This window comes from Streptomyces sp. NPDC030021 (assembly GCF_055574035.1).
Genome location: NZ_JBVIAH010000018.1, coordinates 81,975 through 103,417, shown reverse-complemented (window position 1 = coordinate 103,417; position 21,443 = coordinate 81,975). Strand labels below are relative to the sequence as shown.

13 protein-coding genes are annotated in these 21,443 nt (G+C 74.2%); 2 read left to right on the top strand and 11 right to left on the bottom strand.

Annotated elements, in window-relative coordinates; all coding sequences use genetic code 11:
* Positions 1-113: 113 nt before the first annotated feature.
* From ACZ4YL_RS30245 to ACZ4YL_RS30195, 11 genes are all read right to left on the bottom strand, one after another.
* Positions 114-1,370 (bottom strand): cytochrome P450, encoded by a 1,257-nt coding sequence (locus tag ACZ4YL_RS30245; RefSeq protein ID WP_468120966.1) that lies wholly within the window; start codon positions 1,368-1,370, stop codon positions 114-116.
* Positions 1,367-7,735, bottom strand: a complete 6,369-nt coding sequence (locus tag ACZ4YL_RS30240; protein WP_468120964.1) for a non-ribosomal peptide synthetase — start codon at positions 7,733-7,735, stop codon at positions 1,367-1,369. Before ACZ4YL_RS30240 ends, ACZ4YL_RS30245 begins: the two co-directional genes overlap by 4 nt.
* Positions 7,732-8,157 (bottom strand): nuclear transport factor 2 family protein, encoded by a 426-nt coding sequence (locus tag ACZ4YL_RS30235; protein ID WP_468120962.1) that lies wholly within the window; start codon positions 8,155-8,157, stop codon positions 7,732-7,734. The genes ACZ4YL_RS30240 and ACZ4YL_RS30235 overlap by 4 nt, the downstream gene beginning before the upstream one ends.
* Positions 8,154-10,349, bottom strand: coding sequence for an aminotransferase class III-fold pyridoxal phosphate-dependent enzyme (locus tag ACZ4YL_RS30230; RefSeq protein WP_468120960.1), 2,196 nt, complete (start codon positions 10,347-10,349; stop codon positions 8,154-8,156). The genes ACZ4YL_RS30235 and ACZ4YL_RS30230 overlap by 4 nt, the downstream gene beginning before the upstream one ends.
* 567 nt (positions 10,350-10,916) lie before the next feature.
* The gene (locus tag ACZ4YL_RS30225) at positions 10,917-12,839 is read right to left on the bottom strand and encodes a beta-galactosidase (RefSeq protein ID WP_468120958.1); all 1,923 of its coding nucleotides are present in this window, start codon (positions 12,837-12,839) and stop codon (positions 10,917-10,919) included.
* Positions 12,836-13,873: a zinc-dependent alcohol dehydrogenase gene (locus ACZ4YL_RS30220; RefSeq protein WP_468120956.1), complete on the bottom strand. Its 1,038-nt coding sequence runs from the start codon at positions 13,871-13,873 to the stop codon at positions 12,836-12,838. The genes ACZ4YL_RS30225 and ACZ4YL_RS30220 overlap by 4 nt, the downstream gene beginning before the upstream one ends.
* A complete protein-coding gene (locus ACZ4YL_RS30215) occupies positions 13,870-14,859 on the bottom strand; it encodes an inositol monophosphatase family protein (protein ID WP_468120954.1) in 990 nt (329 codons plus the stop codon). The genes ACZ4YL_RS30220 and ACZ4YL_RS30215 overlap by 4 nt, the downstream gene beginning before the upstream one ends.
* Entirely contained in the window at positions 14,856-16,124 is a 1,269-nt protein-coding gene (locus ACZ4YL_RS30210; protein ID WP_468120953.1) for an aspartate aminotransferase family protein, read from the bottom strand. Before ACZ4YL_RS30210 ends, ACZ4YL_RS30215 begins: the two co-directional genes overlap by 4 nt.
* A 254-nt stretch (positions 16,125-16,378) precedes the next feature.
* On the bottom strand, positions 16,379-16,987 hold the full coding sequence (locus tag ACZ4YL_RS30205; RefSeq protein WP_468120951.1) for a GPP34 family phosphoprotein: 609 nt from the start codon (positions 16,985-16,987) through the stop codon (positions 16,379-16,381).
* Positions 16,984-17,586 (bottom strand): HAD family hydrolase, encoded by a 603-nt coding sequence (locus tag ACZ4YL_RS30200; RefSeq protein ID WP_468120950.1) that lies wholly within the window; start codon positions 17,584-17,586, stop codon positions 16,984-16,986. The genes ACZ4YL_RS30205 and ACZ4YL_RS30200 overlap by 4 nt, the downstream gene beginning before the upstream one ends.
* 26 nt (positions 17,587-17,612) lie before the next feature.
* A complete protein-coding gene (locus tag ACZ4YL_RS30195) occupies positions 17,613-18,839 on the bottom strand; it encodes an MFS transporter (protein ID WP_468120948.1) in 1,227 nt (408 codons plus the stop codon).
* Between the two features lie 170 nt (positions 18,840-19,009).
* Here ACZ4YL_RS30195 and ACZ4YL_RS30190 point away from each other — a divergent pair, with 170 nt between their 5' ends.
* Together ACZ4YL_RS30190 and ACZ4YL_RS30185 are read left to right on the top strand one after the other, a co-directional pair.
* Positions 19,010-19,777, top strand: coding sequence for a DeoR/GlpR family DNA-binding transcription regulator (locus tag ACZ4YL_RS30190; RefSeq protein ID WP_468120947.1), 768 nt, complete (start codon positions 19,010-19,012; stop codon positions 19,775-19,777).
* A 505-nt stretch (positions 19,778-20,282) separates the two neighbouring features.
* Entirely contained in the window at positions 20,283-21,404 is a 1,122-nt protein-coding gene (locus ACZ4YL_RS30185; RefSeq protein ID WP_468120946.1) for a helix-turn-helix transcriptional regulator, read from the top strand.
* Positions 21,405-21,443: the final 39 nt, after the last annotated feature.

Sequence of the window (21,443 nt, the reverse complement as noted above, 5' to 3'; positions counted from 1 at the left end):
GGACGGACGGTGGCCGGGCGGAACGGGGCCTGTCCCGGGGAGACGGCGGTGGCCCGGCGGAACGGGGCCGCAGGCCGGGACGGGGCGGCAGCGGCCCGTGCGCGGCGGCGGGGTCACCAGGTCACGGGCAGGGCGTGCACCCCGTACACGGCCATGTCGGACTTGAAGCGGATCTCCTCGACGGGTACGGCGGTGCGCAGGGTCGGGATCCGGCGGGCCACGGCGGCGTAGACCTCCTGGAGCTCCACCCGGGCCAGCGCCTGGCCCATGCACTGGTGGGGCCCGTAGCCGAAGGCGAGGTGGCCGTGGGCGCGGGACACGGGGTCGAACTCCTCGCCGGCGGGGAAGCGTTCGGGGTCCCGGTTGGCGACGTCGATGGCGGCGACGACGCCCTCCCCGGCCCGGACGAGCCGGTCGCCGACCGCCACGTCCTCGACGGCGATCCGGCGGATGCCGCGCTGGACCACGGTGAGGTGGCGCAGCATCTCCTCGACGGTGCCGGCGAGCAGTTCGGGGTCGTCGCCGGCGCCGAGGGCGGCGAAGTGGCCGGGATGGCGCAGCAGGGTCAGCACCCCGAGGGAGATCATGTTGGCGGTGGTGTCGTGGCCGGCGGTGAGCAGCAGGAGCGCCATCGCGGCGAGTTGGCGCCGGGTCATGGTCCCGTCGGGCAGGTGCCGGGCGGCCATGCGGCCGATGAAGCCGTCCCGCGGTTCCCGCTCGCCCGCGGCGACGAGCTCCTCCAGGTAGTCCTGGAGGGCCTGCCGGGCGGCGGCGGCGCTCTCGGTGGTGCCGGCGACGACGTTCATGGTGTGGGTCAGACCGCGGAAGAGCTCACGGTCCTCGAAGGGGACGCCGAGGAACTCGCAGATGACGGTGAGCGCGACGGGCAGGGCCAGGTCGGCCACGAGGTCGGCCCCGGTGCCGCGGAGCATACGGTCCAGGCAGCCGTCGACGACGGCGCGCACGGCCGGGCGCCATCCCTCGGCGCGTTTCACGGTGAACTCGCCGAGCACCAGGCGCCGTACGGCGTCGTGCTGCGGGTTGTCCATGACGAGCAGGGTCGGTTCGACGGCGGTCTCGGCGAGGGCGACGGCGCTGGACAGCGGGTAGCCGGGGCGGCTCTTGTCCGCGCTGAACCGGGGGTCGGCGAGGACGGTGCGGGCGTCGTCGAAGCGGGTGAACAGCCAGGGCCGGACACCGTTCCACAGCGTCACGCGGGGCACGGTGCCCGCGTTGCGGACGTCGGTTGCCTCCTGCGGCGGGGCGAACGGGCACTGCCGGTCCATGGGGTAGTGCGGGGCCGCAGTCTGCGGGTCGGTCTTCGGGGCGGCCGTCAGGTCGGTCGTCGGGTCGGTCGTCGGGTCGGTCATGCGCGGGTGCTCCGGTCGAGGTTCTGCCACCAGCGGCCGACGAGGTCGTCGTCCAGGGCGGGCGGGGAGATGCCGTGGGCCCGCAGGGCGGCGAGGGTGGCATCGTTGCGGTGGTCGGGGAGCCGGGCGTCCGGGTGGTCGCGCAGGTCCCGGAAGTACTCGCGGTAGGCGAGGGCGGGCAGCGCGGTGCCGCCGGCCTCGGCGTCGGCCAGGCGGCCGAGCCAGGTGTCCAGCGGGACGGCGGGGGTGGTCCGGCCCGTGCGGCGGTCGTGTACGGCGAGCAGTTCGGCCAGTGGCGTCCGCCGGGGGTGGTGCAGGTGGTGGACGGTGCCCGGGGCTGCGTCGGCGAGGGCCAGGGCGACCAGGGCCCGGGCCATGGTGTCCACGGGCAGTGCGTCGGTGGCGAGCCGCGGGTCGTCGGGGTGGCAGCCGAGGGCGGTGGAGGTGACGAGGAGCCGGCTGAGGAAGTCGTCCTCGCTGATGGCGCCGGTCGTGCTGCCGCCGGCCCGGCCGAGCCGGTAGATCCGGGCGTCGGCGCCGCGTTCGAGGGCCTGGGCGACGAGGTGCTCCGCGGCCCACTTGGCGGCCGCGTAGCCGCGGCCGCGGGGGTGGCGTTCCTCGGCGGCCGGGGTGGCCTCGGTGATGGTGCGCGGGCGGGCGCCGCCGGGTCCGGCGCGGAACACGCCGAGGGTGGAGACGTGGTGGAGGCGGGCCGGGCGGCCCTGGGCGCAGACGCGCAGGAGTTCGGCGGTGCCGCCCACGTTGGCGGCCGCCAGGTGGTGGAAGCCGGACACGTGGTGGACCTCGGCGCCGAGGTGGAGGACGGTCGTCGCGCGCAGGACGTGCTCCCGGTGGGCACCGTCGAGACCCAGGCCGGGCCGGGTCAGGTCGCCGGGGACGGGCACGATCCGCGGGTCCGAGGCGTCGGGGCGCAGCCCGTGACGGCGCAGTGCGGCGGACAGCCGCCGGCGGGCGGCGCCGGTGTCCGCGGCCCGGACCAGGCACAGGACCGGGCCCGTGGTGCGGTCCAGCAACGCGGCCAGGACGTGGGAGCCCACGTATCCGGTGGCTCCGGTGAGCAGGACGGTGTCGTGCGGGTCGGAGGGGCCGGGGCGCTCGGGGAAGACGATGCCGGGGTCGAGCCGCGCGTCGTCGGGTCCCACGGGCCGCGCCGCCGGACCGGCCGGCCGGCCGCCGGACAGGCTCCGCGCGGGGGCCCCGGCCGGGGCGGACCCCTCCAGCAGGCGGGCCACCTCCCGTACGGTCGGCGCGGCGAGGAAGTCGGCCACGGCGATCCGGACGCCGTACTCCCGCTCGATGCGGCCCAGGAGCCGGATGACGCGCAGGGAGTGGCCGCCCTGTGCGAAGAAGTCCTCGTCCGGGGAGCCCACCGGCCCGCCCAGTACGTCTTCCCACAGGGCGAGCAGCCGCCGCTCGGTCCCGTTCGCGGGGCCGTCGGCGGCGCGGTCGGCCGGGTGCGTCCGCTGCCGACGGGCGGCCAGGCGGGCGGCGAGCGCCGGCCGGTCGGCCTTGCCGTGGCTGCCGGTGGGGATGGCGGGGACGGGTTCGGCCAGCCGGGGCACCATGTGGGCCGGGAGCAGCCGGGCCAGGTGGGCGCGGGCGTCCCGGGGGGCGGCCGTGCCGACGTAGCCGACGGCGAGTTCGGCGTCGGCCCCGGCGCCGAGGAGGACGGCGACGGCTTCCCGGACACCGGGGTGTTCCGCGAGCGCGGCCTCGATCTCACCGAGCTCGATGCGGAAGCCGCGCAGCTTGATCTGGTGGTCGAGCCGGCCGAGGTAGTCGATCGACCCGTCGGACAGGCGGCGCACCCGGTCCCCGGTGCGGTAGCAGCGGCCGGCGCCGGCGAGTGCGGGACGGGTGGTGAACGACTCGGCCGTCCGCTCGGGGTCGCCCAGGTAGCCGTCGCCGAGTCCGGCGCCGGAGAGCCACAGTTCGCCGGGGACTCCGGTGGCCGCGAGCCGTCCGTGACGGTCCACGACGTGGGCCGCGGTGCCGGGCAGGGCGGTGCCCACGGGGACGCGGGCCCGGTGGTCCGTCGGGTCGGCCCGGTGGGTGGTGGCCAGGATCGCCGCCTCGGTCGGGCCGTAGCCGTTGACGACGACCCGGTCCGCGGCGAAGTGACGGGTGTCGTGGACGTCCGCGGGCTCGCCGGCGACGAGCAGTACGCGTACGCCGGCCAGGTCGGGACGGTCCAGGGCGCGCAGCAGGGAGGGCACGGTCACCATCACGGTGACCCCGGCGCTGCGCAGGGTGCGGGTGAGGGCCGGGCCGTCGGCGCGGGTGGCGTCGTCCGCGTAGACCAGGGTGGCGCCGGAGACGAGCGGCATGAACTGCTCGAAGGCGGCCACGTCGAAGCCGGGCGAGGTCAGCTGGAGCCACACGTCGTCCGCGGTGAAGGGGTGCCGGTCGAGGCAGGTGAGGAGGGTGTTGGCGACCGCGCGGTGGGGGACGGCGACGCCGCGGGGGCGCCCGGTGCTGCCGGAGGTGTAGATGACGTACGCGGGGGCGGCGGGATCGCCGGGGTGCGCGGCGGGCGGGGTCCGCTCGCCGGGGGCGGTGAGGGCCTCGATGTCCAGGACGGGCGGGCCGGAGCCGTTCGTACCCGGCCCGAACAGCGTGTCGGCGGTGTCCTTGGCGCAGACCAGCGCGCCGGCATCGGCGTCGGCGATGCAGTGGCGCAGCCGCTGCGCCGGGTACGCCGGGTCGAGCGGCACGTAAGCGGCCCCGGCCTTGAGCACGCCGAGGAGGGTCGTGACGAGGAGCGGGGAGCGCTCCAGGCACACGGCGACGCGGTCGCCGGGCCGGATCCCGCGGGTGGTGAGGCGGGCGGCCACGGTGTCGGCGAGCCGGTCGAGTTCGGCGTAGGTGAGGCTGGTGTCGGCGCCGACGACGGCGGTCTTGTGCGGGCGGGCGGCGGCCTGCCGGGCGACGAGGGCGGGCAGGGTGGTCTCCGCCGCCCGGGGGCCCGGCTCCGCGGCGTGGCTCAGCCGCTCGTACTCCCCCGGTTCGTACAGGGTGACGTCGCGCAGCGGCGGGTCGCCGTCCGCGAGGCGGTCGAGCACGGCGGCGAGCTGGCCGGCCAGCCGCTGTGCGGTGGCACGGTCGTAGAGGTCGGTGCTGAACTCGACCTCGATGCCGAGGCCGTCGCCCTCCTCCTGGAAGGTGAAGGACAGCTCGAAGGTGGCGGTGTCGCGGTCGCCGGCGTCCCAGGGTGCGGTCCGCGCGCCGGGCAGCTCCAGCGGGTGCGGGCGGCGCTGCCGGTGGTTGACCACGGCCTGGAAGGGGACGGCCGCCCGGCCGGGGGTGGCCGGGGCGAGTTCCCGGCCCACGGCCTGGAAGGGGACGTCCTCGTGGTGCAGGGCCTCGGTGCAGGCGGCGCGGACGCGGGCGAGCAGGACACCGGCCGTGGTGTCCGCGTCCGCCTCGACGCGGACGGGCAGCAGGTTGACGAAGCAGCCTACGAGGTCCTGTGCCCCGGCCCGGTTCCGCCCGGCGGCCAGGGCGCCCAGGGTGAGGGTGTCGCGTTCGGTGTGGGCGGCCAGGACCGTGTACACGCCGGCCAGGCGGAACATGTACGGGCTGACGCCGTGCCGGCGGGCGGCCTCGGCGTGGCGCGCGTGCTGCGCGGAGCCGATCCGCAGCCGCACCCGGTCGCCGGATCCGCTGAGGACGGCGGGGCGGGGGCGGTCGGTGACCAGGTCGAGTGCGGCGGCGCCGCCGTCGAGTGCGCCCTGCCAGAACCGGGTCGCCGCGGTGAGCCGTTCGGGGCGGGGCGCGAGGGCGCCGCGCAGGTGCTCGGGGTAGCCCGGGTCCAGGGGCGGCAGGTCCGCGGCCGGGTCCGCGTACAGGGCGGACAGCTCGAACGTGAAGAGGTCCAGGGACCAGTCGTCGGCGATGGCATGGTGGACGGCGAAGTGGAGCAGCGTGCTCCGGGCGTCCAGGGTGAGCACCAGAGTGCGCAGCAGCCGGGTGCCGTCGGCGTCCGGCTCCGCCGTGCGGTGCTCGGCGGCCAGGGCGCGGGCCAGGGCCTGGCGTTCGCCGGCCGGAACGCCGGTGAGGTCGATGTGGCGCAGCGCCGCGCCCGGGTCGGCGGTCAGGCTCTGCCGCCGGCCGTCGGCGTCGCGCCGTACGACGGTCCGCAGGGCGGCCTGGCGTCGGCCGAGCAGGCTCAGTGCGTTCCGCAGCCGGGCCAGGTCGAAGGGGCCGTCGACGAAGTGGCCGCGTCCGATGACGTACCGGTCGGTGCTGCCGGTGGCCTCCTGCTCGAACCAGATCCCCTCCTGGGCGGGCGACAGCGGCAGCCTGCCGGGGTCCGCCCCGGGGGCTGCCGTGGCGGAGCCGGGCCCCGGCGGTACCGCCGCCCCGGTGGCGGCGGACGCGGTGGCGGCGGAGGCGGAGGCCACGCGGGCCGCCAGGGCGCGGATCGTCGGGGTGGTGAAGAGGTCGGCGATCGTCAGGGCCGCGCCCTGGTCGCGTTCGAGGCGGGCGAGGATCGCCAGCGCGGACAGGGAGTCTCCGCCGGCGGTGAAGAAGTCGGTGTCCGGGCCGACGGCGCGGCCGAGAACGGCTTCCCAGTGCGCGGAGACGGCGCGCAGGACGGCGGCCTCTGCGGCGGGCCGGGCACCGGCACCCGCCGGGGCGGAGTCGGCCGGGCCGGGGGCCGCAGCGGCCGCCGTGACCGCCCGGTCGGCGCGGGAGGCGAGCAGAGGGCGGTCGACCTTGCCGTTGGCGGTGGCCGGAATTTTCGCCAGCACGGTGACGGCGGCCGGGACCGCCGGTTCGGGCAGCAGCCGGGCGATGTGGGCGATCAGCGCGGCGGTCGGGACGCCGGGAGCGGCCGGGGCGACCGCGTCGGCCGGGGCCGGGGCCGCGACGACGAGATCGGCCTGGGCACCGACGGAGGCCGGGGCGCCGGGGGTGGCGGACTCGTCCGGGGCTGACGACACGTCCGGGGTGGGGTCGCCGACCGGTGTCAGGGTCACGTACGCGGCCAGCCGGCGGGCGTCCGCGGCGCCGTACGGGACCACGACCGCCTCCCGGACCGCCGGGTGGGTCAGCAGCGCCCGTTCGGCTTCGGCCGGTTCGACGCGGTGGCCGCGGATCTTGACCTGGTCGTCGAAGCGCCCCAGGAAGGCGAGTTCGCCGCCGGGGAGCCGGCGGACCCGGTCGCCCGTCAGGTAGGCGGTGCGGTCGGGCCGGCCGGGCTCGGGCACGAACCGCTCGGCGGTCTGCTCCGGCCGGCCGCGGTAGCCCTGGGCGACGCCCGGGCCGCCGATGCAGAGTTCGCCCGCCTCGCCGGGTGCGGCCGGGGTGCGGTCGGGGCGCAGGACGTGGGCGGTGGCGCCGGCGAAGGGGCGGCCGATCGGCACGTCCTGCCAGTCCTCGTCCCAGTCGTCCGGGGTGTCGAAGGTCTGCCAGCAGGCGTAGACCGTGGTCTCCGTGGGCCCGTAGCCGTTGACGATCCGGCAGCCGGGCAGCTCGCGCAGGGCGGTCCGTACCGCGTCCGCGTCGGCCCGGTCGCCGCCGGAGACGCACAGGCGCAGCCCGGCCAGGTCGGCGGTGATGTGTTCCATCGCCAGCCGGAACAGGGGGGCGGCCAGCCGCAGGACGGTCACGCCGTGGCGGGCGCACTCCCGGCCGATGTCGTGCACGCCGGGCCGGTCGGACCGCGGGAGTACGAGCCGGGCGCCGTTGAGCAGGGCGCCCCAGATCTCGAAGACGGAGGGGTCCACGTAGAGCGGGGCGAGCTGGAGGACGGTGTCGTCGGCGGTCAGCCCGGCCTCGGGGGCGTGCGCCAGCGCGAGGACGGAGTGGTGCGCGACCCGGACGCCCTTGGGGGCGCCGGTGCTGCCGGAGGTGTGGATGACGTAGGCGGTCCGCCCGGCCCCGGGGGCGTACGGCGGGTTCTGGCCCAGTTCGAGATCGAGATCGAGGTCCGGGTCCGGTGCGTCCTCGTCGACGGGCAGGACCGTCACTGCGGCGGGCAGGAGGGCGCGCAGCCGCGCGGTGTCCTGCCGGGCGGAGAAGACGGTGCGCAGGTGGTTGTCGAGGACGAGGGTGCGGATCCGCTCGTCCGGCGCGTCGGGGTCCAGCGGCAGGTACGCGCCCCCGGCCAGCACCGTCCCCAGCAGGGCGGCGATGGTGCCGGGCGAGCGCCGGGCGCAGATCCCGACGCTCTCGCCGGGGGCGGTCCGGCCGGCGAGGCGGTGGGCGGCGGCCGCGGCCCGGGCGGCGAGTTCGCCGTAGCCGATCCGGAGGTCGCCGTGGATCAGGGCGGTGCGGTGGGGGTGGGCCCGGGCCACGGCGGTGAAGGCCGCGCCGAGGGTGGTGGCGGTGGTGTTCACGGGGCCGCGGTCACCTCCTGCGGGTCGCGTTCCAGGGCCTCGACGACGCTGGCGGTGTCGAAGAGGTCGAGGTAGCGGGAGATGAGTCCGTCGCGGACGGTGAAGACGTTCATCCACTGCGCCTCGTAGCGTGCGCCGTTGGCGAGGACGTGGGTGCGGCTCACGCCCAGGACCACGACCCGGTCCCCGGCGTCGAGGTACTCGTAGGCCTCGCACTCCTGGACCCGGATCAGCTCGCGGACGACGGCGAAGAAGGCGCGGAAGCCCTCGACGCCCCGGTAGACGCCGGCCCACGGCAGCGAGGCGGGGCCGTGGTAGACCCACTCGAAGTCGGGGGCGAGCAGCGGCTCGATGTCGGCGAGGCGGCCCTCGTCGAACAGCCGGAAGAAGGTGCGGATCACTTCGACGTTCTGCGTGCTCATACGGTGCTCCTCGGATGGGTGGGGGTGCGGGGCGGGCCCGGCCTCAGCAGGCCGGACAGGCGCTGGCCGAGCCGGAACAGGGCGGCGTGGGCGAGGAGCCGGGCCGGGCCGGTGCGGGAGAGCCTGCGGGCGCCGCGCATGACCTGGAAGATCTCCCGCTCGGTGGCGGTCAGGGGCAGCAGGAACACGTCGTAGACGACGAAGGCCCGGGCCCGGGTGATCCACCAGAGGATGAGGGCGTACGTCATCCACTCGCCCTCGGGGTCGACGAAGCGGCCGAGCGCTCCGGGGACGCGTGGTTCGAGGCGGCCGAGCATGCCTTCGGCGAAGCGGCGGCCGATCACTCCGCGCGGCCCGGTGTCCATGGCGGCGAGTCCGGCGGCCACGAGGTCCGACAGGGCCCGGACGCGCTCGGGCAGGCCGAGGGCGTCGACCTGGCGGATGGCCTGGAGGGCGAAGTGGGCGCCCAGGGCGTGGGCGTGGTGGGTGCGCAGTTCCTCGACCAGCTGCGGGTTGGCCCGGCGGGCGGCCTCGTACACCTCGTCGGTGACGAGGGCGGCACCGGTGGGGAAGCAGCCGTAGCTCAGTGCCTTGGACAGGCTCATGAGGTCGATCTCGGGGAGCCGGCCGTGGTGGGCGAAGCGGGTGCCGCAGCGGTAGTACGAAGTCAGGATCTCGTCGACGCCGACGAGGTAGCCCTGTTCGGCCCGGCCCGCGGTGACGGCGTCGAGGAGGGGTCCGGGGATCGGGGCGTAGGCGTCGGAACTGCCGTGGACCAGTTCGATCCACACGAGTCCGATCTCGCCGGTGGCGGCCTCCTTGCGGAAGTCGTCGACGGCGTGCGGGGTGAAGGGGTCGATGTAGCGGATGTCGTCGTAGAGGGGGCCGAAGGGCGCACGGGTGCGTCCGGCGGCGGTGGCCAGCAGGGAGACGAGGGTCTTGCCGCCGTAGTTGTGCTTGAAGACGACGATGCGCCGCTTGCCGGGGCGGGCGAGGCGGGCCAGGGTGATGGCGCTCTCGACCGCGGACGCGCCACTGACGGCGGGGAAGGTGTGGGGCAGGCCGGTCTCGCGGGCCAGGACCTGTTCGAGCTCGCGGACGTGGTCCCGGGCGGGGTCGTGGTCGCGTACGACGTCGGTCAGCGCGTCGGCGGGGTTGTGGCCGGCCACGCCGAGCCCGGCCCCGCACAGCCCGTCGACCAGGTCCAGTTCGCGGCCGGAGTCGAGGCGGACGGTGAGCCGGGAGCCTTTGGCGCGGACGACGTTCAGCGCGCCGTGCAGCTTGCGGTGCATGCGGACCGCCATCGGGTTCACGTGGCGGGCGTACAGGTCGAGGGTGGCCTGCCGGTCGGCGGCGGCCGCCGCGAGGACGCGGTGCACCGGGGCGGCGGCGTCCCAGCGGGGGCGCAGCCGGGCGCCGACGGCGCGCATGGCGACGCTGTTGCCGCCGTAGGTGTTGGAGTGCAGGAACCCGGTCTGCGGGGTGGTCCACGGCGCGAACGTGTCGTGGGTGCCGGTGAAGGCGCCGAACGGGACCTCGTACCCGGTGAGGGATTCACCCAGGACGACGAGGTCGGGGCGCAGCGCGGTGACGGCGGGGTCCGCCGGGCTGTCCGGGGCGATGTCGCTGAGGTCGACGACGACGCGGGCCCCGGTGGCGCGCGCGGTGCGGGCCAGTTCGACGACGGCGGCCAGGGAGCGGTCGTCAAGGAGTTCGGGGGCGCGGACGACGAGCCCGCACACGGTCGTGCCGTGCAGGGCGGTGCGCAGGCCGGCGACGGTGGTGTGGGTGAGGAGGCCGGGGGCGAGGGCGCGGTCGGGGCCTTCGCCGAGCGGGTCGGTGCGGCGGGCGAGGGTGCCGTCGGGGTCCAGGACCAGGATGCGGCCCTGGTGGGCGGCGGCGGTCGCGGCGGCGCGGTGGCGCAGGAGTTTGACGGCGCCGTGCAGGGCCTCGTAGCGGGAGTTGGCGAAGAAGCTGCGGTAGTGGGTGCCGGCCGGGCGGCCGCCCAGTTCCCGGACGAACTCGCTGACGAGGTGGCCGGCCTGGGCGGATTCGGTCGTCACGAACCAGGACGGCATGGCGAAGACGGGCTGTTCCTGCGCGATGAGGGCGGCCAGGATGCCGAGGGTCTGCGGGCCGGCCGGGCGCAGGTGCGGTGCCTGGCCGGGGGCGGCGTGGGGGTTCGGGTTCATGACGCCATCTCGCTCGTGGGAGGAGTCCCGGCGGTGGGTGTCCGGCGGGGTCGCTGCGCTTGCGGTGCCGTGCGGGGTGCGGTGCCTTGCGGGGTGCGGGGTGAGGTGGGGTGCGGGTGCGGACTGCCGAGGCGCGTAGGCGACGGGATCACCGCCAGTCGGAACGGGCGACGGCCCGGGGCCCGCTGCCCGGCGGCGGAAGCCCGCCGGGCAGCGCCGGCCGGTCGTGGCACCGCGCCCGGCGCGGTTCACTACCGGGCAGCGCCCGTTGAGGCACCGCGAGCCGGCGACACCGACAGGCGAACCACCACCGGGTGGATCCCGTCCCGGCACCGCGCACCGGCGGAGCCGACGGCGGGCCGCTGCCGGGCAGGTTCCGTCGTGGCACCGCCCGGCGCAGCCGACAGGCGAACCACCACCGGGCAGAGCCCCTCCCGGCACCGCGCACCGGCGGAGCCGACGGCCGGACCACCACCGGGGTGGAGCCCGTCACGGGATCGGGCGGCGGGGGTAGGGCCGGGCGGCGGGGGGCGCGCTGTCAGGTACGCTTCCCCGCCGCCCGGGTTCTCAGGAGGCCCGGACGCGTGTCGCGTCGGCCTTCTCGCCGCCCCGGAGAAGGGCGACGGGGGTGGCGGACGGCTCCTCGGGGGTGGCGAGCCATCCCACGAGTGCGCCGTCGCGGGTGACGAGGACCGCGGCGGACCCGGCGGGCAGGTCCAGCGTCCAGCCGCCGCCGGTGCCGCTGCCGGTGACCCGGTCGTCGGCGTCGGTGGGGTTGAAGGCGCCGATGACGCGGACGCCGTCGGGGCCGGACCGGCTCAGGACGCGGGCCCTGCCGTGCGCCGTGGTCCAGCGCGGGCCGGCCGGAGCCGGGAGCGCGGCGGCGAACGAGGCGAGGAACGCGGCGGCCGCGCCGTCCGCGGACTCGCCGGCCGGGAGCGTCAGCTCGCCGGGGCCGTCGCCGTCGGGGTGCCCGGCCCGCAGCACGGCGACGGGGACGGGGGTGCCGTCGGCGGCGGGCGCCGGCCGCTCGTCGAGCCAGCCGAGCCCGATCAGCCGTCCGGAGTCGGCCAGTTGGCGGTGTACGGCGTCGGCGAGTTCCGCGAGGACGGTGGGGCCGGTGCGCTGCCAGGCGCCGGCCTCGGGCAGGGCCCGGTCGACGAGGACCACCGCGTCGCGGTCCAGGACGGAGTCGGACAGCAGGTCGCCGAAGCGGTCGAGGAACGCGGCCAGCAGCTTGAGGCCTTGGGCGTTGGCCTGGTGGGCACCGCCCTCGGCCAGCGGTGCGCCCGGGGTGTACGGCGGTGCGTGCAGGGCGGGATCCACCCCTTCTGCGCGCAGCCCTTCGGGGTCCATGTCGACCAGCGGGCCCCAGTTCTCCGTGGCGCAGGCGGTGTAGACGCTGACGGTGGTGGAGCCCAGCAGGAGGGCCAGCAGGGCGTTGAAGACGGGGGTCGCCGGCCGGGCGAAGGACTCGTCGGTCCAGGTGAACCCCCAGTTCGCCTCGACCACGTCGGTGCCGCCGAGGAGGATCCCGGCCAGGTGGGAGCCGAAGGCGGCGGTCTCCCGGGCCGGGTTGCCGATCCATTCGGTATGGCCGACGAAGTACCCGGAGCCCTGGACGGCGCGCTGCCGGGCGGCCCAGGCGTCGAGGGCGGCGCGCGGTGCGGTGACCCCGGTGAGGGGGACGTTGGCCAGCCGGGCCGGGCCTTCGGGGAAGAGCGCGGAGATCCGGTCCCACAGGCCGACGATGGCGTGCCCGGACCAGCGGGACCACTGCTGTCGCGTGGCGCTGGTCCACCGGGTGACGTCCTCGGTGGCGAGGGCGGCCTCGTCGGGCAGGCCGCGCCCGGTCAGCCAGCGGGCGAAGGCCCGGCGGGCGGCCGGTGAGGCGTCCTGGGCGTCCACGGGGAGGTGGGCGTCGCCGCAGGTGCCCTCGTTGCCGAGCTGGAGGGCGACGACGGGGCCGTCGGGGGCGGCCGCCCCGGCGACGACCTCGTCGGCGACGGCCTTCAGCCAGGTCTCGGTCTCGGCCTGGACGGCCGGGTCGAGGAGGCTGGGCAGCGGCTTGCCCTGGGAGGTGAGGACGGTGCCGTCCAGCCCCTGGTAAGGGGTGTGTCCGGGGCCGCAGAGGCGGTCGGGCAGCCCTCCGAGCTGGACCTCGGCGTGGATGAAGGGTCCGGGCTTGAGGAGGACGCCCAGCCCGGCGGCGGCGGCCAGCTCCAGCAGTCCGACGACGTCGCGCTGCGGGTCGGTCTTCCCGGTGAAGTCGAAGGAGCGGTCGTCCTCCTGCGCACCCGTCTCGTGGAAGCGCCACGGGACGTAGCAGGAGACGACGTCCACGCCGAGGGCCCGCAGTTCGCGCAGGTCGGCGGCCCAGTTGGCGGGGGCGGCCCGGTAGTACGGGTACTCGCCGACGACGACGGGCCGGGTGGTGCCGGGGACGAGCGCTCCGGCGAGTGCGGTGCGCGGGGCGGGGCTGGGGCTCATGCGGCCGCTCCGTCGTGCGGGGGTACGAGGACGACCTTCAGGGCGGTGTACTCGGCGCCGGGGACGGCGGCGAGGGCCTTGAACGCCTCTTCGTGGTCGGCGAGGGCGAAGCGGTGGGTGACCACGCGCTCCAGCGGCAGCTGCCGGGCCAGTTCGACGGCCTTGGGGAAGATCATGCTGTTGTAGTCGCCGGCGCCGATGATCTGCAGGCCGCGCTGGAGCAGGGTGAGCGGCCGGACGGTGGCGGAGGCGTTGCTGTTGAAGCCCATGACGACGACGCGGCCGCGCACGGCGGCGTAGCCGATGCTCTGCTCCAGGAGGTTGCCCACGGAGTCGACGACGAGGTCGCCGCGTTCGGTGAGGGCGGGGTCGTCCGGGGTGTGGACGGTGACGCGGCCGCCGAACTCGGGGGCGTCGAAGATCTGCTGGCCGAGCCGGCCGCGTACCGGGTCGGGTTCGACGAGGAGGACCGTGGCGCCGTAGCGCTGGGCGGCCATGGCGGTGACCACGCCCATGGGGCCGCCACCGACGACGACGGCGGTCTCGCCGGCTGCCAGGCGGCCGGCCTCGATGTTGTTGAGTGCGCAGGCGAGCGGTTCGACGACGACGGCGCGGTCGAAGTCCATGTCCTCGGGGATCGCGTGGCAGAAGAGCTCGGGGAGGCGGATGAACTCGGCGAAGGAGCCGTCGTAGTCGAGGCCGACCTCGGTCCCGGCCTTGCGGCCGCAGAAGTTCCAGTGGCCTTCGAGGCAGGTGGGGCAGTTTCCGCAGTACAGGGTGGGGTTTACGATGACCCGGTCGCCGACGGCGAAGCGGGTGACGCCCGGGCCGGTGGAGTCGACGACGCCGACGGCCTCGTGGCCCATGACGACACCGGTCTCGGCCGGGAACTTGCCGACGAGGACGCTGCGGTCGGTCCCGCAGATGCCGCTCTGGGTGACGCGGATGACGATGTCGTCCGCGGCCACCGGCTCCGGCTTGGGGTGGTCGACGAGGGCGAGCGTGCGGTCGGCGGTGAGCGTCAGGGCCTTCATGATTCCTCCCTCACGGGCGCGGCTGCGGCGCGGCCCAGGTCCCAGCGGATGGTGTCGAGGAGCTGCTTGTGGAGTTCGGGGGTGGCGGCGGCGATGCAGGACTTCTGGTTCATCGGGCCGAGGTCCACCAGGGAGGTGCTGCCGAGGTCGTCGCCGTAGGCGTCGGTGATGACGACGCCGGCCTGCCGGGCGAGGTAGACGGCGGCGGCGATGTCGTAGGGGAAGAGGTGGAGGATCGAGCCGCGGCCGACCCGCAGGAACGCCTCTTCCGTGTCCGGGTGGTCGCGCAGCACGCGGTTGCCGATGTCGACGTAGGCGTCGAGCTGGCCGGTGATGATGCGGGAGATGGAGAAGGTGCTGCTGTTGAAGACGAAGATGCCGCCGGTGTTGGCCGAACTGTCCACGAGGTGGCCGTACGCCCGGGTCATCAGGTCCATCGGGTGGCCGTTGAACTCGATCGACCAGAACATGTGGGTCGGGTCGGTGTTCCGGCTCAGCCGCGGGACCGGGGTGGCGAATCCGCCGCTGTCGAGGCCGTCGGTGTCGTCGCCGTAGAGCCATGCGCCGCTCTTGATCTCGACCAGGCAGGCGGCGTCGACGTCGGCAAGGGTGGGCTTGCCGTCGCCGTAGGGGGCGGCCGCGATGGACACCATGCCCATTTCGAGACCGGCCGAGGTGGGACGGGTACCGTCGATCGGGTCGACGACGAGGAGGATCTGCGGCTCGGGGGCGAGCTCCACGTAGGAGCCGTCCTCGGTGTAGAGGGCCGCGGGGACGTGGGCGTGTTCGCGCAGGTAGTCCAGTACGGCCTTCTCGGCCACCTCGTCGACGTCGAACTGGGCGTCGCCGCCGGGCGAGTCGCCGTGGACGCTGCGCTCGCGGCCGGTGGCCTCGTAGGCGAGGAGTTCGGCGCGGACGTGCTGTCCGAGGGAGGTGAGCAGCCGCTTCATCGGGTTGCCGGTGGTCATCGGGTTGCCGGCGGTCATCGGGCCAGCTCCGCGAGGAAGAGGTTCTCCAGCTTGTCGCAGATCTCCTCGGCCTGGTCCATGGTGAGGATCAGCGGCGGGCGGATCTTGAGGACGTTGCCGTAGCCGTAGCGCGAGGTGCGCAGGATCAGGCCGTGGTCCATGGCCTTGGTGGCCAGGTGGTTGGTGAGCTTCACGGCGGGCTTGCCGTCGGCTTCGGCGATCTCGAAGCCGATCATCAGTCCGACGCCGCGGACGTCGACGATCTCCGGGTAGCGGCGCTTCATGTCGTTGAGACGTTCCATGATGTAGTCGCCCGTGCGGGTGACGTTCGCCAGGAATGCGGGCTGCCGCACGATGTCGAGGGTGGCGTTGGCCGCGGCGGAGGCCAGCAGGTTGGCGCCGTAGGTGAACGAGTGGTGGTTCGCGGGGAGGCCGGCGAGCCGCTCGTTGGTGATGATGGCGGCGACCTGGGCACCCGATCCGCCGAGGCCCTTGGCGGTGGTGATGGCGTCGGGTTCGACGTCGAAGTACTGGGCCGCGAACATGTGGCCGGTGCGGCCGATGCCCGTCTGGATCTCGTCGAATATGAGGGCGATGTTCTGCTCGTCGCAGAAGGCGCGCAGTTTCTGCATGTAGCCGTCCGGCGGGACGATGTTGCCGCCGTTTCCGGAGATCGGCTCGATGAGGACGGCGGCGACCCGGCCGGAGCTGGCGTAGTCGACGAAGTCTTCCAGCCGGTCCACGCACATCATCCCGCAGGAGCCTTCCTTCTGCCCGTAGAAGCAGCGGAAGCAGTACGGGTCGGGGACCTGGAGGCTGCCGGGGAAGAGGTTGGGGAACGGCTCGCGGCGGAACGCGTTGCCGGACATCGACGTCATCATCATCGTCTGTCCCACGTGGCTGCGGAACAGCGTGATGACCTCGGACTTGCCGGTGGCCATCTGGGCCATCTTGATGGCGCCCTCGTTGGCGGCGGAGCCGCCCGAGACCTTGGGGTGCACCTTCGTCAGGTTGTCCGGGGAGACCTCGACCAGCCGCCGGACCAGGCCGTTGACCGGATCGCTCTGGTAGGAGGAGGTGATGTGGACCACCTTGTCGAGCTGGTCCTTCATCGCGGCGACGACGGCCGGGTGGGAGTATCCCAGGCTCAGGTTGAAGGTCGCCGACGCGCAGTCGAGGTAGCTCTTGCCGTCCTCGTCGTAGAGGTAGACACCCTCACCCCGCGCCATCTTGTAGTCGCTGACGGGGTAATAGATGTGCTCGGTAACGTCCTTGGTTTCCATCGGTCCCTCTCACACGGGTCGTTCGAGACGTCAACACGTCGAAAAATGGACGGCGGAATTGCAACTCACGTCCAATGGAAAAGAATTGGGTACGGCGGATTGATGCCGGTGGGGGGCGGCCCGGATACTTCACCCGTTTTAGACAGGGATCTCGCGGCAGCGCCTTCTCTTTCATATGATCACATTCCAACTCGGCCTGACAAGTGGCCTTTTGGAGATGTAGATCTCTTTACTCCCTTTGCGTTCCGGATCCCCTAGCCGGGAAAGGCGAAAGTGCCGGCGGATCCGCTCAGGGAATGGGACACGGCCGTCGCGGCGTGTGCGACGGGCAGCCCCGCGGACCCCAGTGCGGCCACGGCCCGCAGGGTGCGCCGGGACGCCTCGTCCCGGGACAGGCCGGGCCAGCACAGGTCGTGCAGTCCGGACGCCGCGAGCAGAGCGCCCGCGGCCACCGCGTGGAGCGCGGAGCGGCCGGGCTCCGCCACCGACCGCCGCACCCGGCTCAGCGCCTCGGCGGGCCGGATCCCGGCCCTCCCGCCGGGCGGTCCGGCGCTGCCCGGGAGCAGTCCGGGCCGGGGGGCGGCGAGCGCCGCGGGGCCCAGGCGTTCCACCCAGTCGGACGGCGCCCGGTCCCGGGGGGAGGCCTCGATCAGCGCCAGGAAGGCGTCCAGTGCCGGGTCGCCGCGGCGGCCCCGTCCGGCCGGCCGGACCCGGTCGCCGTACAGGTCCAGCCGGCCGGTCAGCGCGCCCTGGAGCAGCATCGCACCGGCGAGGCCCCGGCCGGTCTCGGTCTCGCGGCGCGGTGGCGGGAAGCTGCCGTGCGCGGCGGCGCACAGGGCGTAGAGCTGCGCGGGGGCCGTCACGTCAACGCCGCCTCCAGGGTGGCCTGCAGTTCTTCGGGCGAGGTGAACACATGCCCCTGGAGGCCGAGCCGGCGGGCCGCGTCCACGTTCTCGGCCCGGTCGTCGACGAACAGGATCTCCCCGGGCGGCAGTCCGAGCTCGCGGACGCACCACTCGTAGGCGGCGGGTTCGGGCTTGGCGCTGCCGATCCGGCAGGAGAGACCGCGGACCGCGAACCGCTCCAGCCACGGCTGGGTGGCCTCGTACCGGGCGGCCAGGTCCTCGGGGATGTTGGAGAGGAGGCCGAGTGCGATCCCACGGCCGGCGAGGAGGCCGAGCAGGTCCACCATGCGCCGGTCGATCTCGCTCCAGCTGGCGAGGTCGGCGGCGGTCAGCTCCTCGGTCAGCCGCGGGTCGAGCGGGATGCCCAGGTGTGCGCAGACCGCCTGCCAGTAGCCGGGGCCGGTGACCTCGCCGCGGTCGTAGGGGGGCCGGTGCGCCCAGTACGCCTCCCAGAAGCGGTCTGGGTCGCCGCCGGCCGTGCGTTCCAGGACGGCCATGGACTCGGGCGACTGGACACGCGCGATGACACCGAACATGTCGAAGAGGACGGCTTTCATCCTTCGGTTCCTCACGTTCTACGGGTTCAGGGTGTGGTGACGGCGTCCGTACGCCCGGAGTCGCGCGGGCCGGGCACACCGCCGGGGTCGGGGGCGTTGCGGCGCAGCCACAGGCTCAGCGCGCCGCAGATGACGGCGAGCAGGAACAGCAGCAGCGGCACCGTCTTCACCTCCATCGTGTCGATGACGGCGCCCAGCAGGGGCGGGAACGCCACGCCGCCGATCATCGAGGCGGCGATCACATAGGCACCGGCGGCGCCGACGCCGGGCACGGCGCGGTTCAGCCAGGGCAGGCAGGTCGGGAAGATCGGCGCGATCATCAGGCCGACGCCGAAGTACGCGTACGGGGCGAGCGCCGGGACCGTCGCCAGGAGGAGGAAGCCGGCCATGCCGACGCAGCAGACGAGGAGGATCGACGGCGCGGACCAGCGCAGGCTGATCGGCGCGGCGACGAACCGGCCGATGGTCATGGCGGCCCAGTAGGCGGAGGTCGCGGTCGCGGCGGCGGCGGCGCCGTACCCGACGGCTTCGAGGTGGGTGGGCTCCCAGCCGCCGACGCCGGTCTCGATGGCGACGTGCAGGACGTAGACGCCGATGAACACCGCGATGATCGGAAGCACCCGGGCGCCTCCTGCCGGGGCGCCCTCCGCGGGGGCGGGGTCGGGCTCCCGGGCGGCCACCCCGCCGAGGGTGACGAGGATCAGCAGGCTGATCACGCCGGTGCCGATGAAGATCTCCGGGTAGCTGTCCGCCCCGAGCCAGCCGATCAGGGCGGGGCCGGCGATCGCGCCGATGCCGAAGTGCCCGTTCAGCAGGTTGAGCATGGCGGTGCTGCGGTGGCCGAAGCCGACGGCGAAGAGCTGGTTGAGGCCGTAGTCGATGCCGCCGAAGCCCAGGCCGATGACGAAGGTGCCGGCGAGGGCGAGGGCCCAGCTCGGGGAGAAGGCGAAGGCGCCCGCGCCGACGGCCATCAGCACGTAGGACCCGCCGAGCAGCACCCGGTTGTTCAGGCGGCCCCGCAGGAGGTGGTAGATCAGCACCCCGAGGAGGGCGCCGACGAAGTGGGCGCTGAGGCTGAGCCCGGCCACGGCCGGGCTGATGCCGAACTCGTCCCGCAGGGCCGGGATCGCTGGGCCGTAGAGCGCCTGGAGGGCGCCGATCACCACGAACGCCAGGCACGAGGCGACGATCGCGACGGTGGTGAGGAGGGGCTTCCCCCCTTCTGGCAGGTCGGCCTCACGGGTGTCGGTCATGGCTCTCCTCATCGGTCACGGCCGAATGAACACGATCAACGTTCACAACAGCAGGAAGTTCCCACTACTCCGCTCACGCTACACATCGACGATGTTCGTTTCAACAGTTTGGATGTTCGAAATGCACATCCCGACGGCCCTCCGCCCCCATCTGTGCTAAAAGCAGACACATGAACGTGATGGAGAGGCACAAGTTCGTCGTGGGACTGCTCATGCAGCAGAACCGCGCGACGGTGGCCGAGCTGGCCCAGGCCACCGGGGCGTCCGAGATGACCATCCGCCGGGACCTGGAGGTACTGGAGTCCCGGGGAGCACTGCGCCGCGTGCGCGGCGGGGCGGTGAGCAGCCTGCCCGGCGGCGTCGAGCCCCCCTACGCGATCCGGGCCATGTCCGGATCGCAGGCCAAGGAGCGGCTCGCACGCGCCGTGGTCGAACTGCTCACCGACGGCGAGACGGTCGCGCTGGACACGGGCACGACCGCCGTGGCCATCGCCAAGGCCATGGCGGACCGCCAGCTCACCGTCGCACCCCTCTCACTGCACGCGGCCTTCACGCTGTCCGCGTATCCCGGCATCCAGCTGGTGATGCCCGGCGGGCAGGTGCGCCCCGAGGAGCTGTCCTTCTACGGCCACACGCCCGTACAGACCTTCAAGGACCTGTGCTTTGACACGTTCATCCTGGGCTGCTGCGGGGTCGACCCCGTCCAGGGCGCCACCGCCTACAACCTCGACGACGTACAGGTGAAGCGGGCGGCCGTCGCCGCGGCGCAGCGCGTGATCCTCGTCGCGACCGCCGACAAGATCGGCCGTGCGGCGCTGGGCCGCATCTGCTCCATGGAGGAGATCGCCCTCGTCGTGACGGACGCCCCCGCGGACTCCCCCGCGGTCGAGGTACTGCGCGACCAGGGGGTCGAGGTGGTCCACCCGGCGGACGACTGAGCCCGGCGGCCGGCCCCGGCGGCCCCGGCGGACGGGGCGGACGGGGCCCGCCGGTCGTCTGGGATCCATGCGAACGCGCCTTTCCTGCACGGTGCGCATCCCCGATCGGCGCGCCCCGTCCCAGCATCGAGGGGGAGGCGGCCGCCCGCCAATGGGGTGCGACCGTCGTCTTACCGACTGTCGGAAAGACGACAGCAAGAGCCTGCTGCAACTTTCAGGCGGGCCCTACGTGTTCCGGCCATCCCCGCGGAGGCGCGCCCTCAGGCGCGCCGCTCCGCCCCCGCCGTCGAATTCCGCCGTGGATCAAGGATCTTGCACCGGCCTCCCCTCAACACCCGCGCACAGGAAGCGTGTCTGATACACGTTCCTGGGGCGGCGGGGCCGGAGCGGAGTCTCCTAGCATCGCGATCGCGACGGATGCGAACGAGAGGGCAGCGAAATGAAACCAGGCGCGCCGAAACGCCCGCAGGACCGTGACCGACCCCGGGAGCTCACGTCCGAGGAGATGGACCTCTACCGGGAGTTCGCAGAACACGGCCCCCTCCAGGGAAGCCAGGTGCTCGCCCGGGCGGAACCCGCCGCCATGGCCCGTACCCTCGACGCCCTCGTCTCCAGCGGCCTGGTCCAGCAGATCGGCCCCGACTGCTTTGCAGCCACCAACCCCACCGACGTGTCCGCGCGGTTGCTCAAGCGGTGGGAGGAACGCGTCCAGGGGGCCCAGCTCGACCTGCTGCGCATGCGGGGGCAGCTCGCGGAACTGGCCATCGTGCACGCCGCACGCCAACGCACCCTGGAGGGGCCGCCGCTGGAGCGCATCGAGTCGGCGGCCGAACTCCGGCGCATCCTCGACCGGCAGTCCTCCGCGTGCACGCAGGAGGTGCTCTGCGCCCAGCCGGGCGGCCCCCTGCCCGAGGCCGAACTGCTCCGCGCCCGCGCCCGGCACCGGGACCTGCTCTCCCGTGGCGTCCCCGTACGCACGCTGTACCAGCACTCGGCCCGGTTCGACCCGCCGACCGTGCGGTACGAGGCGGAGCTGGCGGCTCTCGGGGCCGAGGCCCGGACGGTCTCCGGCGGCCTGGCCCGGTGCCTGGTCTTCGACCGGTCCCTGCTCGCCCTCCCGCTGCCGGAAACGGCGGGCGGGGCCCTGCTCGTCCGCAGCCCGGACCTGGTCGCGTTCGTCGCCGAGATGTTCGACCTGCTGTGGGCGACGGGCGAACGCATCGGCAAGCCCCGCGAGAAGGCCTTCATCCAGGACGTCGCCGACCAGACGAAACGATCCGTACTGCTGCACCTGATGCAGGGCGACGACGACCGCGCCACGGCCCGCGCCCTCGGCATCTCGGTGCGCACCTGCCAGCGCCACGTCTCCGCCATCATGCGTCAGCTCGGCGCGACGAGCCGCTTCCAGCTCGGCTACCTGGCCCACCGGCACGGGCTGCTCGGACCCGACGGCCCGGAGACCGCCCGCACGGACGTCCCGACATCGATGTCAGACCTGGCGCCCGCGCTGGCCCCTCCCGGGTCCCCGGGGTGCGCCGTGGACCGCGGCACCTGGATCCACCTGTCACGGGATCGCGGTACCGAAGACTTCTCCGAGCGGATCGGGCGTCGTCAAGAGGCGTATTAGTGGGACTTTCGGGACCGTCCGGCCGTCGCGGACAGTGGC